Source organism: Paenarthrobacter sp. MSM-2-10-13, from assembly GCF_011605365.1.
Classification (GTDB): Bacteria; Actinomycetota; Actinomycetes; order Actinomycetales; family Micrococcaceae; genus Arthrobacter.
This window is the reverse complement of the sequence record NZ_JAAOXO010000017.1, coordinates 44,373-63,358: the sequence shown is the minus strand read 5'-3', so window position 1 is coordinate 63,358 and position 18,986 is coordinate 44,373. Positions and strand designations below refer to the sequence as shown.

Annotated in this window: 16 protein-coding genes; 10 read left to right on the top strand and 6 right to left on the bottom strand. The window is 62.4% G+C overall.

The annotated features are described in order from the left end of the window. Positions 1–274: 274 nt before the first annotated feature. The 9 genes from HAV21_RS21725 (at position 275) to HAV21_RS21685 (ending at position 5,748) form a co-directional block, all read left to right on the top strand. Positions 275–1,624 carry a ParB/RepB/Spo0J family partition protein gene (locus HAV21_RS21725; protein ID WP_166843127.1) on the top strand — a complete coding sequence of 450 codons (1,350 nt, stop codon included), beginning with the start codon at positions 275–277 and terminating at the stop codon, positions 1,622–1,624. Between the two features lie 742 nt (positions 1,625–2,366). Then, entirely contained in the window at positions 2,367–2,633 is a 267-nt protein-coding gene (locus tag HAV21_RS21720) for a glutaredoxin family protein (RefSeq protein ID WP_166843126.1), read from the top strand. 14 nt (positions 2,634–2,647) lie between these two features. After that, the gene (locus HAV21_RS21715; protein WP_166843125.1) at positions 2,648–3,535 is read left to right on the top strand and encodes a single-stranded DNA-binding protein; all 888 of its coding nucleotides are present in this window, start codon (positions 2,648–2,650) and stop codon (positions 3,533–3,535) included. 77 nt (positions 3,536–3,612) lie between these two features. After that, a complete protein-coding gene (locus tag HAV21_RS21710) occupies positions 3,613–3,813 on the top strand; it encodes a hypothetical protein (RefSeq protein ID WP_166843124.1) in 201 nt (66 codons plus the stop codon). A 28-nt stretch (positions 3,814–3,841) separates the two neighbouring features. After that, positions 3,842–4,291: a hypothetical protein gene (locus HAV21_RS21705; RefSeq protein ID WP_166843123.1), complete on the top strand. Its 450-nt coding sequence runs from the start codon at positions 3,842–3,844 to the stop codon at positions 4,289–4,291. A 14-nt stretch (positions 4,292–4,305) separates the two neighbouring features. Beyond that, the gene (locus tag HAV21_RS21700) at positions 4,306–4,572 is read left to right on the top strand and encodes a hypothetical protein (RefSeq protein ID WP_166843122.1); all 267 of its coding nucleotides are present in this window, start codon (positions 4,306–4,308) and stop codon (positions 4,570–4,572) included. A 2-nt stretch (positions 4,573–4,574) separates the two neighbouring features. Next, a complete protein-coding gene (locus tag HAV21_RS21695) occupies positions 4,575–4,862 on the top strand; it encodes a helix-turn-helix domain-containing protein (protein ID WP_166843121.1) in 288 nt (95 codons plus the stop codon). Between the two features lie 138 nt (positions 4,863–5,000). Next, positions 5,001–5,258, top strand: a complete 258-nt coding sequence (locus HAV21_RS21690; RefSeq protein ID WP_166843120.1) for a chemotaxis protein — start codon at positions 5,001–5,003, stop codon at positions 5,256–5,258. Positions 5,259–5,265: 7 nt separating this feature from the next. After that, positions 5,266–5,748 (top strand): hypothetical protein, encoded by a 483-nt coding sequence (locus HAV21_RS21685; protein ID WP_166843119.1) that lies wholly within the window; start codon positions 5,266–5,268, stop codon positions 5,746–5,748. Here the strand turns inward: HAV21_RS21685 and HAV21_RS21680 are convergent. Next, entirely contained in the window at positions 5,692–6,105 is a 414-nt protein-coding gene (locus HAV21_RS21680) for a hypothetical protein (protein ID WP_166843118.1), read from the bottom strand. The two genes, HAV21_RS21685 and HAV21_RS21680, sit on opposite strands and share 57 nt — an antisense overlap. Before the next feature lie 406 nt (positions 6,106–6,511). On the opposite strand from HAV21_RS21680, the gene mobF reads away from it, so the two are divergent. Next, positions 6,512–10,972: a MobF family relaxase gene (gene mobF, locus HAV21_RS21675; protein WP_243753420.1), complete on the top strand. Its 4,461-nt coding sequence runs from the start codon at positions 6,512–6,514 to the stop codon at positions 10,970–10,972. Positions 10,973–11,519: 547 nt separating this feature from the next. Here the strand turns inward: mobF and HAV21_RS21670 are convergent. From HAV21_RS21670 to HAV21_RS21650, 5 genes are all read right to left on the bottom strand, one after another. Beyond that, the gene (locus HAV21_RS21670) at positions 11,520–12,791 is read right to left on the bottom strand and encodes a M20 family metallopeptidase (protein ID WP_159636078.1); all 1,272 of its coding nucleotides are present in this window, start codon (positions 12,789–12,791) and stop codon (positions 11,520–11,522) included. A gap of 155 nt (positions 12,792–12,946) precedes the next feature. Next, entirely contained in the window at positions 12,947–14,443 is a 1,497-nt protein-coding gene (locus HAV21_RS21665; RefSeq protein WP_166843117.1) for an aldehyde dehydrogenase family protein, read from the bottom strand. Positions 14,444–14,650: 207 nt separating this feature from the next. After that, a complete protein-coding gene (locus HAV21_RS21660) occupies positions 14,651–15,766 on the bottom strand; it encodes a Zn-dependent alcohol dehydrogenase (RefSeq protein WP_166843116.1) in 1,116 nt (371 codons plus the stop codon). Between the two features lie 151 nt (positions 15,767–15,917). Beyond that, a complete protein-coding gene (locus HAV21_RS21655; RefSeq protein WP_208097354.1) occupies positions 15,918–17,282 on the bottom strand; it encodes an aminotransferase class III-fold pyridoxal phosphate-dependent enzyme in 1,365 nt (454 codons plus the stop codon). A gap of 204 nt (positions 17,283–17,486) precedes the next feature. Next, positions 17,487–18,983, bottom strand: a complete 1,497-nt coding sequence (locus tag HAV21_RS21650; RefSeq protein WP_142118860.1) for an APC family permease — start codon at positions 18,981–18,983, stop codon at positions 17,487–17,489. Positions 18,984–18,986 lie beyond the last annotated feature (3 nt).

The window sequence follows — 18,986 nt, the reverse complement described above, 5'->3', positions numbered from 1 at the left end:
TCTGGTTGCTGTCCTGCGGATTCTAGGCGTCCGCTCCACCCCGTCTAGCCCCTCCTTCGTCGGGGCCTGCGGTGCAGGAAATGTCCCTCCGGCGCTCCTTCGTCGCTTATTTCCTCCGGGAATTTCCCGCTCCTTGCCCTGGCGGGTAGACAGGGCTCCGTCGGCCGCCGAGCAAGCAAGCTTGCCAGCAACCAAAAACAATCCGGGGGAGAGGGAAGCTGGCCGGTCACCTAAGCCGCCCCACACACCCCACGTCTCTGCAAAGGCAAAAACCATGAACGCAACACCCACGCTTGAAATGTTCGATCCGGCAACCCTGACCGTTGACATTAACGTCCGAAAGGACGCTGCCCTGACCGCCGATTTCGTCGCCAGCATCAAAGAGCACGGCGTGATGGAACCGGTCATCGCCCACCGCAAGGACGACGGAACCGTGCACGTGCTGATGGGACAGCGCCGCACCCGCGCCGCCGTCGAAGCCGGACGGCCCCTGATCCCGGTGATGATCATCGAGTCTCCCGAGGAAGCCGAGCGCATCGTCACGCAGGTGGTGGAGAACATCCAGCGCGCCGAACTGACCGAAGCCGACGAGGCCGACGCCTACCACCAGCTGTCCCTGATCGGTGTCTCGGCGGCCGCGATCGCCAAGAAGACCGGACGGACCAAGACCAACGTCGAGTCCGCCCTCAAAGCCAAGTCCACCGAGACCGGAGCCGCCGCCCTGGGCAAGGGCTACACCATCGAAGCAGCCCTGATTCTCGCCGAGTTTGAGTCAGACGAGGAAGCGACGGCCGAAATCGAGTCAGTCATCATGGACGAACCCGACATGCTCCTGCACGTCACCCAGCAGCTGCGCGACAAGCGCGACCGCGCCGCCGCGCTGGCTGCCTTCACCGCAGAGCTGGAAGCAGCAGGAACGATTATTGTTCCCGAATGCGGGTACGGGGAGGACAGCGAAACCCTCCGCGTCACGTCCCTGAAAAGGGCAGATGGGGAACCGGCCACCGATGAGGACGGCAACGCCGTCTACATCGAGACGGGCTATCGTGGCGAGCACTCCGCCGTCGCTGTCGTCACCGGTTGGAAAGACCTGGGCTTCACTCTCCGCTACTACAGCGGCTACGGCACATCGGCCCCGAAAGGCCCGATGACCGACGAGCAGAAGGCCGAGCGGACGACCCTGATAGAGAACAACAAGTTGATGCAGTCGGCAACTGTTGTCAGGCGTGAATGGGTCAAGAACCTGCTGGCCAAGAAGCAGGCCCCCAAGGGCTGGCAGTACTTCACCCTCCACGCGATCACCCACCACCCCGAAACCGCCAGCGGCTACGAGGGCAAGGTCGCAGCTGAGATGGTCGGAGCCAAGATCGAGGAATCCAACCAGTGGGCGTGGAACCCGCTCCGGGACCACGTCGCCAAAACGACCGCCCGCCCGGAGTTCGGACTTATCGCCCTGATCTGCGCAGGGTATGAAAAGACCATCCAAAAAGACTCGTGGCGCTCACCGTCCCAAACCCACCGGGACTACCTGAACCAACTGGTGGTTTGGGGCTACACCGCATCGGAAACTGAGCAGATCATCATCGACAGCGGCAAACCGGTCGAGGACGAACCAGCGGCATAAAGACCCCTTGCCGGGCGGCCCCCCACCGCCCGGCAAGGCCCCAGCCAATCACCACAGGGTGGGACGGAACCTTCCAGAAGTCGGGCGGTCCGCCGCCCAGGGCGAACCACAGCAACCACTCACCAGGCGGCGGACCGCCGCTTTCCGCCACACCCAGAACCCAGGACAAAAGCCGCGCTGCAGCAATGGAGCTGCACAGCCCGCGGCCCACCATTCAGCTAGACTGACCATAGATTTCTTTGCAGAGAAACCCGAAAGGAGCCGGCACACGCCGGCTCCTTTCCGGGTTAACGGGGCACCGTTCCCATGGTCCACACCATGCACCGCCGGCGCGAGGCTCGCTGTGGTTTGAGTTCCTTCAGCCGGGACGACACCCACCCACTCCCACATTCCACCCACGACCTGCACGTCACCGAACCTCCCTGGAGCCTTCCAAGGCACAGGGGGGCTGCCGCTGGAGGAACCGGCGGGGATGACCACAGTTGCCGGCGGCGTCACCAACCTTTCCTCGGTGGTGACCGGAGCTGTGCAGAGGACTTCTGACATCTGTGCAGTCAGCTTCTGAAATGGACCGAAATTCCCTTGCAATGGATTACACCTATTGCGCGGGTAATTCTTGGAAGCAAAAACCCCGGAAATAAGCGGTAAAACCCCTATTCTTTCAGTTGAATGAATGCTAGAATTGAGGTAGCAAGTCAGCCAGACGAACGAAACTTATTTGATACGAAACCAGGTGCTGAAAATGACTGCTTCGCCCACCGCTTACACGGTCTACACCAAGCCCGACTGCCCCAACTGCGAGAAGACGAAGGACTACTTCGACTCCAAGGGCATCACCTACACGGCCGTGGACATCACCGAAGTGCTGGCAGCGCTGGAGTACATCACCGCCGAATTGGGCTACTCTCAGGCGCCCGTTGTGCAGAACAATTTTGATGACCAGGACCACTGGTCGGGTCTGCGCCGCGACAAGCTCGTCCAGGCGGCCATGAGCCACAAGGCTGCGTGAGGACCGTGGAGAGAATGCGCCCGGTCGTGGGGTTCAACCTCCACCCGCGGATCCCGTTGGAGGTGGACCTGTTCAGGCAGGTCAACCCCAGCGGCAAGATTCCCTTCGAGGCTGTAGACCCCTACCGCGTGGAACCCGCGATCGTGGAACCGCTCAGCGAGGACCTGTACGAGGGCTATGCCATCCCGGGCCAAGCAGGGGATGACCGGTTCTTTGAGGCCATCAGCCGCCGCCAGCTCGGGGAGGGCGGGCTCTGGGACGAACACACCGCGAACCAGTACCAACCTAACGACCTCACCCACGACGAACCGGGCGGGACCGACCCCGCAGACCAACCCGCAACAGAGACTGAGAACATCACCAGCACGCGAGGAAAAGGAACCATCATGGCCGGCGAAACCACCATTACCGTCATTGGAAACCTGACATCAGATGCAGAGCTGAGATTCACGCCCAGTGGATCTGCCGTCGCGAATTTCACCATCGCTTCCACGCCCAGGACGTTCGACCGTCAGTCTAACGAGTGGAAGGACGGGGAGACGCTTTTCCTCCGGGCCAGTGTGTGGCGGGAAGCAGCTGAGAACGTTGCCGAGTCCCTGGCCAAGGGCATGCGCGTGATCGTGACAGGCCGGCTGAAGTCCCGTTCCTACGAAACCAAGGAGGGCGAGAAGCGCACCGTGATCGAGCTGGAGGTGGACGAGGTCGGTCCCTCACTCCGCTACGCGAATGCCAAGGTCATCCGAACCCAGCGCGGCAACCAAGGCACGCAGGGGAACGGCGTCCAGGGCAACGGTAACACCCGGCAGCAGACCGGGCCGCAGGACGATCCCTGGGCCGTTCCAGCCAACAGCAACACAGCCGGCGGATGGGGCAACGGACCCGACTCCGAACCCCCGTTCTAAAGCAGTACAACTGTCGGGGTCAGCCGATACGCTGGCCCCGACAGGCATCGCTCTCAACTTCCACGATGGGACCCAGAATGGCCGAAAATCTGCCCACTTTCGAAGACATGCGCTCCAGGGCGTTCGCACTTCTGGGCGACGTCGAAGACGAACTCCGCTCGGACTGGCGTCCCGGAGCTGGCCCCAACAATGAGCAGGCCGACGCCCTGCGGGACGCGCGCCGCGCCATCCGCGATGCAAAGGCCGCCCTCGACCGGGCCGCCAGGGCCGGCTACTAACCCAAGACCACAAACAAAGGACACAAAGATGACGCATGCAGATGACCTCCGCGCTTGGGCGCGAGGCACGTACACCACCGAGGCAGCCACGGAAATGTTGCTGAAGGCTTTTGGTGGCCGCTTCGCAGCGATCGGCAACCCCTGGGTTCACGCCGCCAGCACCAGCGATGAGGGCTACCAGGAACACGCGTGGATCGACTTTGCGTCCATCCCGGAGGAGGCCGGCGCACTCTCGGGCGGGGAGCGCCGTTTCCTGATGTTGGCCGCCTCCTTGGCTGAGGATGTGCCGGTGGTCCTGGGCGACGTAGTGCCGGGCCTGGACCGGGAGAACCTGGACCTTGTCCTGGCAGCGATCGCACACGCCGGCGGCAGCCACCAGCACGCCGATATCCGCTTCCACGAGGACGGAACGGTAACCAGGGGCAAGGGCTTACTGGACAGTCTCCACCCCTGGCCGCAGGCGCTGCGCGCCGTCTAAGCCAAGGCCTGCTGATGGTGAAACCCAAGAAGGTGCCGGCGTTCACGCCGTACTACACCGAGGATCAGGCCGGGCAGGTGCGGGCCGCGTTCAAGGCCGCCGGTCTGCAGGAGGGGGACGCCAGTGTCTCTGACCTCATTGTCCGGGCGACCATGCGCGAGGTGAAGCGGATGCAACGCAAGTACAACGGCGGCAAGCCCTGGCCTCCGGTGCCGGCGGGCGAGCTGCGGCGCGGGCAGCGGACGATGGATGAGATGCGGCAGCGGGACGAAGGAAAGTAGCTATGGCTCTGTGGACTGAAGAAGTGGACAAGGCGGGGACCGGGGCGTCTCTGCCGTTCCCGAAGATGCTGACGATTGACGAGGTCCAGGAGATCCTGAACCTGGGTAAACCGATGGTCTACGGGCTGTTGCGAAGTGGCGAGTTAAGGGGCGCGCAGTTCGGTCCGAGGGGCATTTGGCGCATTCGCTTGGATGACCTGACCGCGTACATCGATGCCGCCTACGAGAAGACAGCCGAACGTATCGCAGCCGGGCAACTGCCCGCAGGTGAAGCCGAGGAAGAGCAGTAGTGAGCCGGGGCCATAGGGGGCAGTCGTGGCCGGTTCCAGGCCTTTCGTGCGGGCGATGGACGGTTCCCTGGTTAACCGGACCATGACCGACCATGGGCTTGCCCTCTTTAGAGTCCACCCCACCCGTTAGGAGCGGACATGTTCATCATCGTTTTCCTCGCAGCGTTCGCAGCTGTGGCACTAACCGGTTGGATCATTTACGCGCTGACCCATCCCATCCTGGCCGGGCGGGGCGCACTGATCTTCCTCTCGAAGGCCGCGGGGTTCATCGCCCTGCTGACAGCCCTGGCAGCGTGGATTGGACAGAGCCTGCTTCACGCCGTGGTGCCGGCCCTGTTCATGATCGTATTCTTCGCGGCCGCGAACAAGCTCGAATCGCGCTGGCGTCGCTGGTGAACACACCGTGACCGGCTCCCCGGAGGACCGCTTCTGGTCCGAAGTCATCAAAGGCCCCCGCCCGGATGACTGTTGGTTGTGGACCGGCGCTGTCTCCGATGACGGCTACGGAAGGTACTGGATCCGCAACGAGGCCGGCGGCCAGCAAGCCGTCCGCCCACAACGTTACGCGCACACGCTTCTCACGGGTGAGGAACTGGACCCCGGGGTAGTCCTCATGCACTCATGCGACATTCCCTTGTGCGTCCGCTCCACCGGCGGGACCGACAGCCACACCTACCCAGGAACCCAGGCCGCGAACCTTCTGGACCGGGCCCAAAAGAGACGCCACGCCAACGCCCATACCTGGCGATGGCGTGGCGTCGGCCGCGCTAATTTCGCCGCTCAGTCACGCGAGCTCCGCGACGCGCTCAAAGCGCACGGCTGGGACGAGTCAGTGATCAGACCCCTCATGTCCGGCATCGACCCGGACGCCCCCACTCTCTTCTGACCCGGCAGCGGCCGTCTTCTTCTTCTTCGCTGCCGCAACATCGACGCTCCGCACGTAGGACACACTCACATCCAGCAGCTCCGCGACGCCCTGGCGGGTTTCCCCGGTGGCAAGCATCTTCTCAATCGTGGCCTTCGCTTCCTCAGCGGCCGCGGCCGCTTCCTGCTTCGCTTTAGCGATCAGCTCAGCGGCTTGACGCTCTGCTTCCTCAACGATGGCATCCGCCAGAAGATTTGAAGCGTGAAAGTCGGTGGCCAGAGACTGGAGCTCCGCTTCACGCTCGCGCCGCTTTGCTGCCAGCTCTTCGGTCTTCCTGCGTGCCTGAACCATCATCGAATTGCGTGTCTTACCAGCCATCACGGCCCCCCTTGGGTGTGCTGTCGAATCGAACGTGCCTCATCACCATTGTGCCAGAGCCTACCTGCCTCGAACCTAACGGTTAGAGGCCCCACCCGGGCCGTGCTTGCGGGTGCGACCATGACCGGGCGGGCAGCCTAACTCCAATTCCGCTTCAAGGCAGGAACGGCACCCCGTATGTGCCCAGTTAGGTTGCGTTCTAATCCAGCCTGTGGAGAACCGCGACAGCGCCTGCCCACAATCAAAGCTCTGCTTTTCATGATGGACAGCCGCATTCAAAGAATGGACAGCCCTCTGAGCTTTTCGAAAGCCGCTGCGCTCGTACCTCACCCAGCAGAAAAACTCAGAAATCGGTCACACCTCTTGCATTTCGAATAAACGAGGCCGATTCCGTTAGAATCGGGTGATGATGTCGCTGCACGTTCTCAGTGCTGGCACCGGTTACCTGTACTACACACAGGAGACCGCCAGCGGGGATCAGCTGCGCTCCAATGACCGCCAGCTGGGCGACTACTACACCGTAGAAGGCCTGCCGCCCGGGCAGTGGATCGGCAACGGCGCGGCCGCCCTGGGCATGGCCGGGAACGTCACCGAAGAGCAAATGGCCAACCTTTTCGGGCAGGGCCGGCACCCTGACTACGAACGCATCCTTGCCGAGAAGCGCGCCTCCGGACTCAGCGAAAAGGAGGCCACGAAGGCCGCCGATAAGGAAGCAAAACTCGGCCGGAAGTTCTACGAGTACAGCCCCAAAGACAATGCCCTCTCACAGGCCATCAGCGTCCGCGAGAGCGACTTTGAACGCCTCAAGCAGCGCAAGCCCACGCCCGACGAACGGCACCGCATACGGGCCACCGCAGGCGCTCTCATGTTCCGCGAATCCCACGGGCGCAACCCGGTCTCCAAGGAAGAACTCGGCCGGTACATCACCGCCCAGCTCCGCCCGCAGCAGGAAGCCGTGGCCGGATATGACCTGACGTTCACGCCCGTCAAAAGCGTCTCCGTCCTCTGGGCCCTGGGCGACGCCGACACCAGGACCCTTGTCGAATCCGCCCAGCAGGCCGCCCTCACCGACTCCCTGAACTACCTCGAACAGCACGCCCTGGCGACCCGTTCAGGGACCAACGGAATAGCCCAAACCTCCGTCAGCGGCGGCCTGATCGCCACGAGTTTCCGCCACCATGACTCGCGTTTGGGAGACCCGAACCTGCACCACCACGTGGTGGTTTCGAACAAGGTCCAGGACGACGCCGGGAAATGGAAGACCATCGACGGTAAGCTCCTGCACCGCTCCGCGGTCGCCGTCTCCGAGCACTACAACACCCGCTTGCAGGCCCACCTTGAAGCTGCCGGCGTGGAGTTCGAAACCCGTACCGTCAACGGATCCAAGCAGCCCGTCATGGAAGTTTCCTCGGTGCCCAGGGAACTGACCGCCCTGTTCTCCAAGCGCAGCGAAGGCATCCGCACCTCCCTTGCTGAACTGCGCAAAGCGTACGAAGAACAGCACGGACACGCCCCTGACTCTGCCGCCCTGATCAAGCTCGCGCAGGCCGCGACCCTGCAAACCCGACCCGACAAGGAAGCCCCGAAGACACTTCAGGAACAGGGCAAAGCATGGCGTGAGGAAGCGCGTACCCTCTACAGCGACGCCGAACTCGACGCCCTCACCAGTGCCCGGACCCTCGCACCACGGGAAGCAGCTACCGGTATAGACGTCCACGCCGCAGCCCGATCCATCGTCGCTGCCGTCTCCGATAAGCGCTCCACCTGGACCGCGCAAAACGTCATGGCAGAAGCCCACCGGTGGGCCAAGGAATACGCGAGCGTCCACGGCCCGGTACCGGCCGGGACCATCGAAGACGTGGTGTCCGCGTCCCTGGGCACCGCGTCCGTGCGCATCACCCCTGACCAGGTCCACGGCCGGTTTGAAGCGCTCACCCGTAACGCCGGCACCGCGGACTTCAACCACCGCACCGACACCCTTTACACCTCCACCAAAATCCTCGAAGACGAAAACCGGCTGCTGCGCGCCGGGACCCGCGACGTGATTCCGGCTGCATCCAACCAAGACTTCACCGCCGCCGTGGAGGCCTACAACGCCGCTGTGGCCGCCGGGGAAAAGGCGCACCCCCTCGATGCCGGACAGATCGAACTCGCCCGCGCATTCGCCACCAGCTCCAAGCTCCTGGCCGTGGGAATCGGTGCAGCCGGCACCGGCAAGTCGACGGCCATGGCCTTGGTCCGTTCTGCCGTGACGCATGCTGGTGGCGGGGTTATCGGGCTCGCGCCCTCAGCGGTTGCAGCAGCGAACCTGGGCGAACAGCTCGGCATCCTGGCGGCCACCACGGACAAATTCCTGCACATCAACCACGGCTCCGACCCGGCGAACCCGCCGGCGAATCCAGGACCGTTCACGGTCACCCCCGGCACCCTCGTGATCGTTGATGAAGCGGGGATGCAGGGCACTGGGAAGCTGGCAGATATTGTCCGGGAAGTCGAAGCCCACGGCGGCCTCGTCCGGTTGCTGGGCGATGACCGGCAGCTCTCGGCCGTGCAGGCCGGCGGGGCGCTGCGGCTGCTGATCAATGAGATCGGCGCGACCGAACTCGAAACGATCCACCGCTTCACTACACCTGAAGAAGCCGAAGCGTCCCTGGCTCTGCGCACGCCAACGGAGAACGAAGCAGACCCGTTCGCTTGGTACAAAGACAACGGTCGCGTCCAGGCCGGTGCCGCTGACGTTGTTGAAGGACTGGCCTTTGGGCTGTGGCAGGAACGCCTGAACGCCGGGGACCAGGCGGTGATGATGGCCCCGACCAACGAGAGCGCACAACGGCTCTCCGAACGCGCCCAGGCCTACCGGGTTGAAACCGGTGAAGTCGCCCGCGCCGGGGTGTCCGTGCCGCTGCGGGACGGGTCCACCGCGTGGATGGGTGACACCATTGTGACCCGTCAGAACGACTCAGCCCTGAAAACCAAACGCGGCCGCGACGTGGTGAAGAACGGGGACCTGTGGACCGTCGATGAAGCCCACCAGGACGGCTCCCTGTCCGTGACCCACCTTGGCCACGGCGGAACTGTGCAGCTGCCCGCCGCGTACGTCACCGAGCATGTTCACCTTGGCTATGCCCTGACCACGCACCGCGCCCAGGGCATGACCAAAGACGCCGGTATCCCTATCCTTGACGCTGCCACTTCCCGCGAAAACGCCTACGTCGCCGCGACCCGTGGCCGGGATGAAAACGTCCTGTTCGTTGTCCTGGACGAAGGCCAGGACCGGGACAGCGTCCTGTCCACCATCGCGGCAAACCACAGCCACGAAACCTCCGCGCACGAAGGGCTCAGCACCGAATACGAACGCATCAACAACCCCCTGACCCTCGCGGACCAGTACCGCTACGTCACCGAAGAAGCGAACAGGATCCGGATGGCCGCCCTCGCCCGGGAAGTCCTGGGAGAAGGTGCGGAAACGTTCGTGGCCACCGAGTCCTGGGGTGCCGTGGCTACCAACCTGGCTAAGGCCGAACACGACGGCTGGGATCCCGCCCAGCTGCTGACCCGTGCCGCAACTGAACGTGACTTCGACGGCGCTGAGGATAAGTCCGCTGTGCTGTCCTGGCGGATCGAATCGATCGTGGAGAAGGCCCCCGAAGTCCTCGCCGCCGCCGGCGCCCGGCCCCTGGCGAACCTCACCGATGAACAGCTTGCCGCCCTGAAAAAGGACGTTGCAGCCATCGGGGAAGACCGCGCAGCCTCCTACACTGCGGCGTCAGCCGTCCACGGCCCGCACCCGGCGGACCACTGGACCAACCGCCGCCACGGTGGCCTGAGCGACGCCGAGCTCGAACGCCGGATCTTCACTTCACGTTTCACGGCCCGGGAAACCGAATCAATCAACAATCCTGCCCTGGCGCGCAGGAACCAGTACCGCCTCCGCGCCCTGGTTGAAGAGCAGAAGATCCGCGCCGAACAGGCCCGCACCGGAAAGAACAGCACCGAAGCTGCCGAACGCGGCTCCCGGAGCCAGTACGCCGCCGCGCCTAATGTGGCGACGGAGCATAACCGGTCCATGAACCACCAGGTCATCGCAGCCCGCGTCAGGGCAGAAGAACGCCTCCGAGCCATCACCCCCGGCACGCCCGTCCGGGCAGAGAAGATTGACCGGCTGCCTGACTGGCTCGCCCCGGCCCATACGGTCGCCAGCGAATACCTGCCCCAGGAGTGGCGGGAAGAACTCATGGCCCGACGGGAAGTTCTCACCGCACGCCTGGACGAACGCGGCCACATGCTTGCTGCCGAGCCGCCCGTGTGGGCGCAGCAGCTCGGCCCCGTCCCCGCGGACCCCGCCGCTGCACAGCAGTGGCGGGATACCGCCGCCGAACTTGAACTCTTCCGCGCCCGCTACAACGTCCCCGACACAGAGCAGGTCCCCGTGCCCGAAAACCTCCGCACCAATGACATTGGCCAAGACCTCCACGACCGCGCCGTGACCGTCTCCAAACGTGCCCGGGCACTCAAGGACCACGCCACCGAAGCGGAAAAGCTCACAGCAGCAGCCGAGGCCCTGGACCGCGCCAAGGGAACTCACGCCCCCGCCGCACCGGCCCAGGACGCTACGGACAAGGACCGCGCCCTGAACGCACAGGAACCCACTGCCGTCACGCCGGCCCAAAAGGACAAACCACGCCTGCGGACCAAGCTCGAACGCATGATCGCAGAGCAGCAGGCAAAGAACACACCGGCCCGGAAACCGACAGAACAGGCAACGGAAACCGAAGCGCAGCGGCAAGCCCGCCTAGCCAGTGAACGCGCCGTGAGGGAACAGCAGCGGTCAGCGGACGAGATCCGCGGACCTGGGATTGGCCTATAACCCATCAGGATTGTCCCCGGCTGTAGGCAGCGGAACCAATGATCCAAAAAATCATTGGACAGTTGGAGCCGCCGGCGTGAGGGCGCAATCGTAATTGAAGTAGGAGACGATGCGGTGAACTACCCTCTGAAGTGGCGCAAGGATCTGCGCACGGGCGTCCGCACCGCGTGGTTTGCCGACGGAGACAAAGGGCGTTACCAAATCCTCCGTGTCGCTGAAGGCTCTTGGGTCCTCCACCTGCCCGACGGCGGGAAGGTGGCTAGCAGTAAATTGCGGTTAGCAAAGCACTTAGCATCCGCTCACGATGCGTTCGGACTAACGCTGTGAGTTACGACGTGTCAGGTTGAAGCCTCAGACCGTCACCATCTGGTGTCCGTAAGTCCGTTGCGAAATCTTATCCTGACGGTTTCAGGCGCACCGCCTGACGTCAGATTGGGGTGTACGGCAACCTGATAGTGGTTGAAGTGCTATCCATTCGAGCTTCGAGACGGGTACTGCTAGGTCCACTGCTTCAAGTGAGGTGTGGCCGCTCCGGAAGCCCTCCGAGCTACCCCAGCACCTCCAACTCCTGAAGCTTTCCAAGCGCCACACCCGCCATGAATTGTGCCTGATCAACGAGGATACTGTCGTCAAACACTGCCCTGGGCGAATGCATGGGAGCCCACTCCATGGGGTCGATATCTGGAGACCCAGCTCCGAGGTGCCCGTACGCTCCGGGGACCTCCACGAGGACCCGGGAGAAATCGTCAGAGCCGGTCCTGGGGGACGGGCTGGGCACGAACCGGTGCTCTCCGAAGAATGTCCGTGCTGTCCTGCCCCAGAGTTCGGCGTCACTGTCGTGATTGACGGTGGCCGGCATAACTGGAGTGAACGTTGCGTCGGCTGTCAGTTGATGAGCGGACGCCAGTTGCCGGATAAGATCCGGCAACTCCTGTGCGAGCCGTGCTTCGACACCGGGGCTGAAAGATCTGACGCTGGCCCTGAATTCCGCCGAATCAGGTATGACATTAGAGGCGGAACCACCATGGAACTGGCCCACGGAAAGAACCACGGGATCAAAAACGTTGAATCGCCGGGTGATGTACGTCTGTAGCGCTCCAAGCATTTCAGCAGCTACCTGTATGGGATCCAGAGCCTGGAAGGGGCGGGAACCGTGCCCACCACGCCCGATAACCTTGACGGACAGATCTCCGAAGGCTGCCATGTAGGAGCCGGCCCGGGTCGTGAACACGCCTGACGGCATGTCTGAAACGACATGCAGGGCGTAGGCAGCATCCGGTCGCCTGCCGGCTGCATTAAGAACGCCTTCCTCCAGCATGATGCGGGCCCCGTCATGTCCTTCCTCCCCCGGTTGGAACATGAAGATGACGTCGCCGGTCAGGCTGTGACGTACGGACGAGAGCAAACGGGCGGCACCAATCAGGCCCGCTGTATGCAGGTCATGACCGCAGGCATGCATTGCGCCATTGGTCGAGGCAAAGGGTATACCCGTTTTTTCTGCCACAGGAAGGGCGTCCATGTCCCCTCTAAGCAGTACAGTAGGACGGCTCCCAACGGGGGACTGGGTGGCCCCGCCCCGGAGTACCGCAACCACGGACGAGGCCGCTTTTCCCAGGCTTATTTCGAGGTCGAGTCCCTTGAGTGCCTCAAGGACCCGGGCCTGGCTGCGGGGCAGATACAGGCCGACTTCAGGATCGGCGTGCATTTCCCTACGGAAATCGACCAGGTCGCTTCCAAAGGCCGGGATCGCCGCCGTGGCGCCCTCAAGGAAACTCAGCGGTGAAAACCGCACCGTATCTGTCGTTGAAGTATCTGTCATTGAAGGGCTTTCTCGTCTCATGTTGCCAGGCCCTGGCCTGCTGCTTGCCCGAGAGGACGCGGAGCCTCCGCCTTAGCCAGGCGTCACGTTTCTGGAATGTCTGTCGCAGGCCTCGCAGGGCCTCGCTTACGCTTTGGTGGGGTCGGATACGCCGCCTAGAGCGGCAAATCCGTCCTGTCCACGCCAACCACGCGGTCGCCGGTAAAGAAGCGAACGCCGTACTGGGGACCGTGGCCTCCAATACCGCTGGTACCCCAGAAACTCTGCCGCGAATTGCCGGCCAGGTCGCTCATGAACGTGCCGTTGATGCGGACCTCCCCGGCACGAATACGGGATGCCACGTCGATGGCCCGTGTTTCGTCACCGCCGAATACGTAGGCATCAAGACCGGTTGCCGGTCCGTTTGCATGGCTAAGCGCCTCTTCAACGGAATGCACGGGATGTACCGTGACCAGTGGCCCGAAGAGTTCTTCCGCGGCGGCTCCGGCCGGACATCCGACGATCATCCCCGGTGCCAGGAACCAGCCGTTAAGATCTGGTAGATCGCCGGCAGTGACCAGCGTTCCCCCCAGTTCGACGAGTCGATTCACTGCGGCTACCAAACCATCACGCTGCCGCTCAAACGCAAGGGGACCCACTTCCGTTGTCTCATCCAAGGCATTTCCGACCCGAAGCTTACTGAGTTCGAACTTCATAGCTTCAACGAAACGGTCGTGAACCGACCCGTCAACCAGTATCTTGCCGGGCGCCTCGCACCACTGGCCATTGAGACGGGTCATGCCCTGCACAATGGACTGTGCCGCTGAGCTGACATCGGCATCATCCAGAATGATCACGGGATTGTTGGATCCGAGCTCCATCTGCATGACAGCCAGATTGGACGCCGCAGCCTTCGCGACCGTTCGGCCTGCCGAATCGCCCCCTGTAAACGAAAGAGCCTCGATGCGGGGATCCGAGGTCAGCAGTGATCCTGTCTCCGAATTCCCATGAACCAGTTGAAACGCAGCGCTCGGGTAATCGAGTTCGGTCATGGCGGCGACGATCGATTCGGCGAAGAGCTGGCAACCGCCGGGGGCGTTCTCGGAGGGTTTGAGGATGACCGGGCAACCAGCCGCCATTGCTGCCGCCACCTTGCCTACCACGGTGAAGGTTGGAGCATTCCAGGGGCCAACGATGAGGGCCGGGCCGAGGGGCTTGCGCAGGATGACCACAGGCCGATCACCGCCGTCAAGGGTCTCCGACTCGCCAAGCTGCTCCGCTTCAGCGATAGTTCCCCGGACTCTGTCCCCGAGTGCACCGGCAATCAGGCGAGTGGTCCGGATAGGGACTCCCGTGTTGATGCTGTCCTGCAGCGCGATTTCTTCGCTCTGGGCATCGAGAGATGCGGCTACCTTCGTCAGGAGCTCAAGACGGTCCCGGAGTTTGATGTCTTCAAGTTTCCCGGACTCGTGCAGTGTCGCCGCTGCGGCGAGTGCGCACTCGACGTCAGCCTTTCCGGTCTTTCGCATCGGCTGCCGCGGTTCGCCCGTGTTTGGGTTGGTAAGGTAGCGGCCGTTTTCGTCGAGCTGCAGCCATGCGCCATCGACAAAGGAGCGTTGCTCGACAAGGTCGGGGGTGTTAGCGGTCAGTTGTGCTAGTCCTTCAGCAGTCATTCAAGGTGCTCCTCTGATTTTCGTTGTTGTCTTTGTCGTCCAGGACCAGCGACGGCAGGGGCTGGGCATTGACGTTTGACCGTTTATGTTCGGGAGGATTTGCAGCGCCACAGTTCGCAGCTTTCGTTCCGGCGCTGGCCGTGGCGCAAAATCAGATCGTGATCGGCCTGACAGTCAGCTGCCAAACGGTCTTCAAAGTTGTCCGGATCACAGTTGCCTGTCGGTCATGTTCAGCACAACTCGGATCGTCGAGGCTTCCGCCATCGCTTCGAATCCCTCGTTGATACGTTCGAAGGGCAGTTCCTTGGTGACCATTGCATCGAGATCCAGTCGGTTGTTCAGGTAGTGGTCCGTGAACATGTGGACGTCGCTGAGGAACCTGTTCGCGCCCATGTAGGCGCCTTGCAGGTGTCGGTCGCCGTATACGAGTGCATCTGCGGGGATACGCAGTTCGGACCCTGTGGGCATGAGACCGAGGATGGTGGCGGTTCCGTTCGGGCGCAGGAGCGAAAAGGCGAGTTCCGCTGTCTGGCTGCGGCCCACCGCCTCGATTGCATGGCTGACACCTTGGGGAAGAAGTGATCGGACCTGGATGAGTGTTTCTGTCGGGTCGGATGATGAGACAACAGTGTCCGTGGCACCGAAGTTACGGGCGAGCTCCAGCTTCGCCGGCACAGCGTCAATGGCAATGATTCGTCGTGCCCCAGCCAACCTGGCACCTTGAATGGCCGCTATTCCGACACCGCCGCAACCGATCACGGCAACAGTATCCTCTGGTCCTACCTTTGCGCCGTGAATAACCGCGCCGACTCCTGTACTAATGCAGCAACCGAGAAGACACGCCACCTGGGGAGGCAGATCCGAGCCGACCACTGCAACGGATGCCTCCTTCACGAGGAAGGCCTCTGCAAATGCGCCGATACCGCCGAGCGACTCAACGCTTGATCCATCAGGTGAGAGCAGCCTGGGTCGCTGCCGCTCACGCATCGAGTCGACTCGTTCGCACTGGGTCGGGCGCCCGCTTATGCAGTTGCGGCATGCCCCGCAGGAGGGGGTGACCGTTGCCACGACCCTTTCACCAGTCTTAATTCTTGTGACTGCAGAACCGACGCGCTCGACAATGCCTGCGACTTCATGCCCGAGGACCACCGGCAGGGAGATATCCAGCGACCCCTTCAGATAGTGCAGATCACTATGGCAAAGGCCCACTCGCTCGGTCCGGATGAGAACCTCAGTGTCCTCCGGATCATCAAGCAGCAGTTCGCGGATCTGAAGAGGGGCTCCGGGCTTTTCCAGCACGGCGGCAAGAATCGGTGTAGTCACTTGGCTTCCTTAGTGGTTGAGGAGCTGGCAGATGGGTCGCTTCGACCATCTTCAGCCCTGGTCGAGTTTCAAAAGTGTGTGGACGGAACAGCCTTTACGAGCACTATGTGCAACCTGACCAGCGCGGACGTTAGAACAGCCGGGATCAGTGTCAGCTTCCGGTTCCAACTCGGGATCCATGCCGGTTCTCACCTACAGCGGCCCAGCGCTTAAGGTGACGTTCCATGGCGCGGAGGGCGTTTTCCAGCTTCGCCAGCAGTTCCCGTGTCTCCTCTTCAGTGATCACCAAGGGCGGGGACAGAATCACGGCATTGTTCAGCGGGGCGATCCCGGCCGGGTAGACAAGAAGCCCTTGGTCCAGGCATTCATCGACGAATAGGCCAGCCGCTCCCAGCGCAGGATCGGGTGCCTGCTTGCTTTCCTGGTCCATAACGAACTCGAAGCCCCAGAGCAGGCCCCGCCCACGGACGTCGGCGATGCAGCGGTACTTTGTTGCCAGGGAGAGCAGACCCTCTTCAAGCTGCTTCCCCCGTTGCCGGACGTTCGCGAGGATATCCTCGCGTTCCATGAAGTCCAGGACCGCCAGGCAGGTCGCTGCCCCCAGTGGGTTCCCCGAGAAGGTGTGCCCGAACGGAGCGACGCCGCTGCCCTCTCTGAGCGCCTCGACGATGTGGCTCCGCAGCAGGACGCCAGCAACAGGGGAGTATCCGGCACTCATTCCTTTGCCGATAAGAAGAAGGTCCGGCACGACGTCCTCGTAGGAACTCGCGAACCAGTCGCCCGTGCGCCCCATTCCCGTGATGACCTCATCGATGATCAGCAGCACGTCCAGCCGATCACAAATGTCGCGAAGGCGGGCGAAGTAGCCGGCCGGCGGCGTCAGGACGCCGCCGGCGGCTCCTACGATTGGTTCGACGATGACTGCCGCGACTGTGCCGGGGTCCTCGTTCTGAATGGCGTCTTCGAAGGCTTTCGCAGCCCGCGCAGCGTACACTTCCTCGCTCTCGCCTAGCAGGGCGAAGCGGTAGGCGTAGGCCGGCGGGGCGAAGGAGAACGCATGGAGCAAGGATCCGTAGTCGGGGCGGCGTGCTGCATGCCCGGACATCGACAGGGCGCCCATTGTCATGCCGTGATAGCTGATGGTCCTGCCAAGGATTTTGACTTTGCCTGGGAGCCCCCTTTCGCGCCAGTAGCTCACTGCGGTGCGGATGGCGTATTCGGATGCTTCGGACCCGCTATTGACGAAAAACGCCATATCGAGGTCCCCGGGAGCGATGTCGGTGAGCCGGCGGGCGAGTTCTTCAGCGGGCAGGTTGGTGAACTGGGTTCTATACGTGAAAGCTACGCGGCGGCACTGTTCTTTCACCGCCTCCGCAATTTCGTCCACGCCGTGACCAATGCTGGCGGTCATGGCGCCGCTTGAACCATCCAGGTACTGGCGCCCTTCCGTGTCATACAGGAAGATGCCTTCGCCGTAGGCAACTGTCGGGTACTTCTTGTCGATGATTTGCTTCAACAGTGCGCTGTCGGAAATGGGAAGCTCCTAAATATCGGCAGCTGCTCTCGCAGCTCACTATCTGCAGTGACGGGTGGGGAAATCTCTGGAAGATCTTTTGTCCATGGGCGCGAGTGGCCGGCCGCGCCTTGCGCAGCCGGCCACCATTACCGTCGTTCCCAAGAAGGCTCGTGCGACGGCGGCTACGGAGATGAGTCTTTGTTCCTAAATCCCTGCGGAACTTTCTTCGCTGCTGGAACCTGCCGGGATCAGTGCGGCATACGTCACCGGCCGCTTGGATCGCATAACCAGCGCGGTAGTCACGCCGCCCAGGAAGAGTGCAGCCATGAGCGTCAACAGTATTCCCGCCGCCAAGTCGCCGCCGACGAGAAGCCCGAAGTTCTGAAGGACCAGAAAGACAATTCCCCCGAGTCCGAGAAGGGCAAGCGCGGGGGCCAGCAACGTGCCCCAGACCTTCTTGTTGTGTGCATTCCTCCGGAAGAACACGATCACCGCGAGTGACGTGAGAGCCATCAGAACAACGATGCCCAATGTGGCCGAGCCTGAGAACCAGGTGTAAGCCTGCGTTACCGGGTCGAGCCCGATGATCGCCTCGACACCAAGCAGTGCTATCGCAACTACCGAGACGATCAAGGCTGCCCTGGATGGAGCGTGGTGACGTGGGTGGATTGCACCAAGTCCAGACGGAAGAACACCTTGCGTACCAAGGGTAAAGAGGTACCGGGTCAGTACGTTCTGGAAGGTGAGGATGCAGGCGAAAAGGCTGGTGATGAGGAAAACCTGGAGCAGGGTGGCAAGGAGCGGGGACACGTACTGTCCCGCGAGCCCTACAACAATGCTGGTGGGGTCGTTCGTCGCGACTTCGACTATCTGGCTGCTTCCGACTCCCGCCTGGAGTGCCCAGGCAGTGAAAGTGTAGAAGATGCCGACGCCGATAACGGCGATATAGGTTGCCCGCGGGATAGTGCGGTCCGGGTCACGTGCTTCGTTCCGGAAGACGGCGGTGGCCTCAAAGCCGATGAATGAGAAGAAGGCAAACATGACGCCCAGAGGCGGGACACCTTCACCCAAACGCGCGGGGGACAGCGAGTCAGCACTCAACCCTTCCGCGCCGCCGTGGACAATCACCCCGATGTTTACTGCCAGCAGAACGACTGTTTCGATGACCAGGACCACGCCCAGCACCTTGGCGGAGAGCTCGACGTCCCGGTATGCAAGAGCACCGCAGGTTGCCATCAGCACCAGACTGCACAGCCACCAGGGAAGTTCCGGACCGCCCAGATCGTGAACCGTGGTCTGGGCCGCTGACCCCAGGTATGAACACAGCGCAAGAAACAGCAGCAAGTATGTTCCGAGCGCAAAAGTGGCAGCCCCCATGCCAACACCTCGGCCCAGCCCCGTTTGGATGTAGGAATAGAACGCTCCAGCATTTTTTACAAAGGGCGTCATCCTCGTAAAACCAACGGCAAACAGAAACAGAATAGCGGTCGCGATAAGGAAGAACAGCGGACCGCCCGTGCTTCCCGATGCAGAAACGACAACAGGCCAGCCAGCCACGACAGCTGTCATGGGCGCAGCTCCCGCCACAACCATGAACACAATCGACCGGACTCCCAGGCCCCTGCTGAGCAAGCGGTCTGGGCTCAAGATTCCGTTGGGTCCCGCATCCACCGGCTCAAATTTAACATCTTTAGTTGCCATTCG

Coding starts and splice junctions, on each gene's coding strand:
- HAV21_RS21650 (WP_142118860.1), bottom strand. CDS start 18,983: ATGGCAACTAAAGATGTTAAATTTGAGCCGGTGGATGCGGGACCCAAC.
- mobF (WP_243753420.1), top strand. CDS start 6,512: ATGATGTCGCTGCACGTTCTCAGTGCTGGCACCGGTTACCTGTACTAC.
- HAV21_RS21720 (WP_166843126.1), top strand. CDS start 2,367: ATGACTGCTTCGCCCACCGCTTACACGGTCTACACCAAGCCCGACTGC.
- HAV21_RS21710 (WP_166843124.1), top strand. CDS start 3,613: ATGGCCGAAAATCTGCCCACTTTCGAAGACATGCGCTCCAGGGCGTTC.
- HAV21_RS21665 (WP_166843117.1), bottom strand. CDS start 14,443: ATGACTGCTGAAGGACTAGCACAACTGACCGCTAACACCCCCGACCTT.
- HAV21_RS21695 (WP_166843121.1), top strand. CDS start 4,575: ATGGCTCTGTGGACTGAAGAAGTGGACAAGGCGGGGACCGGGGCGTCT.
- HAV21_RS21700 (WP_166843122.1), top strand. CDS start 4,306: ATGGTGAAACCCAAGAAGGTGCCGGCGTTCACGCCGTACTACACCGAG.
- HAV21_RS21725 (WP_166843127.1), top strand. CDS start 275: ATGAACGCAACACCCACGCTTGAAATGTTCGATCCGGCAACCCTGACC.
- HAV21_RS21690 (WP_166843120.1), top strand. CDS start 5,001: ATGTTCATCATCGTTTTCCTCGCAGCGTTCGCAGCTGTGGCACTAACC.
- HAV21_RS21680 (WP_166843118.1), bottom strand. CDS start 6,105: ATGGCTGGTAAGACACGCAATTCGATGATGGTTCAGGCACGCAGGAAG.
- HAV21_RS21715 (WP_166843125.1), top strand. CDS start 2,648: ATGCGCCCGGTCGTGGGGTTCAACCTCCACCCGCGGATCCCGTTGGAG.
- HAV21_RS21705 (WP_166843123.1), top strand. CDS start 3,842: ATGACGCATGCAGATGACCTCCGCGCTTGGGCGCGAGGCACGTACACC.
- HAV21_RS21670 (WP_159636078.1), bottom strand. CDS start 12,791: ATGACAGATACTTCAACGACAGATACGGTGCGGTTTTCACCGCTGAGT.